Below are 2,720 nucleotides of genomic sequence, written 5' to 3'. Positions count from 1 at the left end.
AGATCTCCATCATCGAGGAGATCGCCCGGCAGACCGACCTGCTGGCCCTCAACGCGGCCATCGAGGCCGCCCGCGCGGGCGAGCACGGCAAGGGCTTCGCCGTGGTGGCCGCCGAGGTGCGCAAGCTGGCCGAGCGCAGCCAGCAGGCCGCCGCCGAGATCAACACCCTCTCGGGAAGTTCCACGGCCGTCACCGAAAGCACCGGGGCGCTCCTGGGCCGCCTGGTGCCCGACATCCAGAAGACCGCCGAACTGGTGCAGGAGATCAGCGCCGCCAGCACCGAGCAGAACTCCGGGGCCGCCCAGGTGAACAAGGCTCTGCAGCAGCTGGACCAGGTGGTGCAGCAGAACGCCTCGGCCTCCGAGGAACTGGCCTCCACCGCCGAGGAGCTCTCCGCCCAGGCCGAACAGCTCCAGAGCGTCATCTCCTTCTTCCAGGTGAACGGAGAACAGGCCCGGCTGCCCCAGCGGGGGACCGCCCCCTCCGCCCGGGCGGCGCAGCCTCGCGCCGCCGCCCAGCCGCCCGCCCAAAAGAAGAGCGGCGTGGTGCTTACAATGGGCGAAGGCCACGAACACGAAGACTTCGAACGGTTCTAGACCGTAAAGGGGCAAGACCGTGAACATCACCCTCGCAGGCGACTGCAGCGTGTCGCGAGCCGAAGAGATCCACACCGCGTTCCTTGAAGCCTTGCGGTCGGGCGCGCCCCTGGAGCTCGACCTCGCGGGAGTGACCAATCTCGACCTCACTTTCTGCCAGCTCCTCCACGCCCTGCGGACCGGATGCGAGGCCAAGGGGACCCCCTGCACCCTCCGGGGCCAGCTCGAAGGCGCTGCCGCGGGCCAGGCCCAGCTGTGCGGCTTCCCAGAACTGGCGGCAAAGGCCCAGGACGCGCCGGATGGCAAGGAGTTCAACGCATGAACATGGACGCCGCACAACTCTTCAAGGAAGAAGCCGCCGAACTTCTGGCCGATCTGGAACAGATGCTCCTGGAGCTGGAGAACGACCCAGGCAACGCCGAATGCATCGCCAAGGTGTTCCGCGACATCCACACCATCAAGGGCTCCGGGGCCATGTTCGGCTACAACGAGCTGGCCCGCTTCGCCCACGACGTGGAAACCGTGTTCGACAAGGTCCGCTCCGGCGAGCTCCAGCTGACCACCGAGCTCCTGGGCCTCACCCTGGAGGCCAAGGACCACGTGGGCAGGCTGCTGGCCTCCCCGGAAGCCGCCCCCGGCGACGTGGCCGTCTCCGACGAAATCCTTTCCCGGCTGCGCCCCTACCTGGGGCAGACGCCCCAACAGGAGACGGGACACCCGGCAGGCTCCCCGGACCACTCGAAAGGCCAGCGCCGCTTCGACCCCGCCGCCGCCCGGACATACCTCCTGCGCTATCGGCCCGCGCCGGGCACCTTCCTCTCCGGCACGGACCCCATGCGCCTCCTGGCCGAACTGCAGGACCTGGGCAGGCTCTGGAGCGTCTTCCGGCCCGGGTCCATCCCCTCCCTGGAGGCCTTGGACCCCGTGACGGCCTACGGCTGGTGGGACATCCTGCTCATCCACGACAAGGGCCTCGACGCCATCCGCGACGTGTTCATCTTCGTGGAGGACGAGCACGGCGTGAAGATCGAGGAAATCCGTCCCGAGGCCGTCCGGGGCTCCGACATCCCCACGCTCCTTGACATGCTGCAGACCGGGGCGGAGAAGTCCTTCGAAACCCTGCGCGACGAGATCGCCGCGTGGATCGCCTCCAAGGTGAGCATGCGTTCCTCGGCCAAGGCCCCCGCCCAGGACTCGCCCTCCGCCGCGAGCATCCGCGTGGATTCGGTGCGCCTGGACGCCCTGGTGAACCTGGTGGGCGAGATGGTCATCGTGCAGTCGCGCCTGAGCCAGCTGGCCGCCACCTCGGGCGACCCGGCCCTGCGCAGCGTTGCCGAGGATCTGCAACGCCTCTCCTCCGAAATGCGCGACCACACGCTGGGCATCCGCATGGTGCCCATCGGCTCCATCTACGGCACCTTGCGACGCCTCGTGCGCGACCTGGGCCAGGCCATGGGCAAGGATGTGGCCTTCCACGGCCTGGGCGCGCAGACCGAGCTGGACAAGAACGTCATCGACCAGCTCAAGGACCCCCTGGTGCACATCCTGCGCAACTCCATCGACCACGGCATCGAGGCCCCCGAGGCCCGCGAAACCCAGGGCAAACCGCCCAAGGGCAACATCATCCTGGACGCCGTGCACTCCGGCGGCAACATCCACATCACCATCACCGACGACGGCAAGGGCATCGACGCCGAGCGCGTGAAGGCCAAGGCCATCGAGCGCGGGCTCCTCGCGCCCACGGACAACCCCACGGAGCAGGAAATCCTGGCCATGATCTTCGCCCCGGGCTTCTCCACGGCCCAGCAGGTCACCAACGTCTCGGGGCGCGGGGTGGGCATGGACGTGGTGAAGAAGAACATCGAGAGCCTGCGCGGCTCCGTGGACGTGGAGAGCACGCCCGGCAAGGGGTGCAGGCTCACCATACGCCTGCCGCTCACCCTGGCCATCATCGACGGGCTCCAGGTGCGCGTGGGGTCGGAGTTCTTCGTGCTGCCCCTGGCGGCCGTGGAGGCCTGCCAGGAACGCTTCCTGGAGGGCCGTCCGCCCATGGTCGGCTCCATGGAGTACAAGGGCGAGCTGATCCCCTGCGTGAGCGTGCGCGGCCTGCTCGACGTGCCGGGC

Annotated in this window: 3 protein-coding genes; all 3 read left to right on the top strand. The window is 68.6% G+C overall.

The annotated features are described in order from the left end of the window. On the top strand, positions 1-596 hold a 596-nt coding region (locus tag ACV4UX_RS18475; RefSeq protein WP_491594749.1), incomplete at its 5' end, for a methyl-accepting chemotaxis protein. A gap of 19 nt (positions 597-615) precedes the next feature. Continuing rightward, positions 616-918, top strand: a complete 303-nt coding sequence (locus tag ACV4UX_RS18470; RefSeq protein WP_491594748.1) for an STAS domain-containing protein — start codon at positions 616-618, stop codon at positions 916-918. After that, the coding region (locus ACV4UX_RS18465) for a chemotaxis protein CheA (protein ID WP_491594747.1) at positions 915-2,720 on the top strand (1,806 nt) is incomplete at its 3' end. The genes ACV4UX_RS18470 and ACV4UX_RS18465, both read left to right, overlap by 4 nt.

The sequence above is a fragment of the Fundidesulfovibrio sp. genome (genome assembly GCF_058402725.1).
This window is presented reverse-complemented; position numbering and strand designations above follow the sequence as displayed.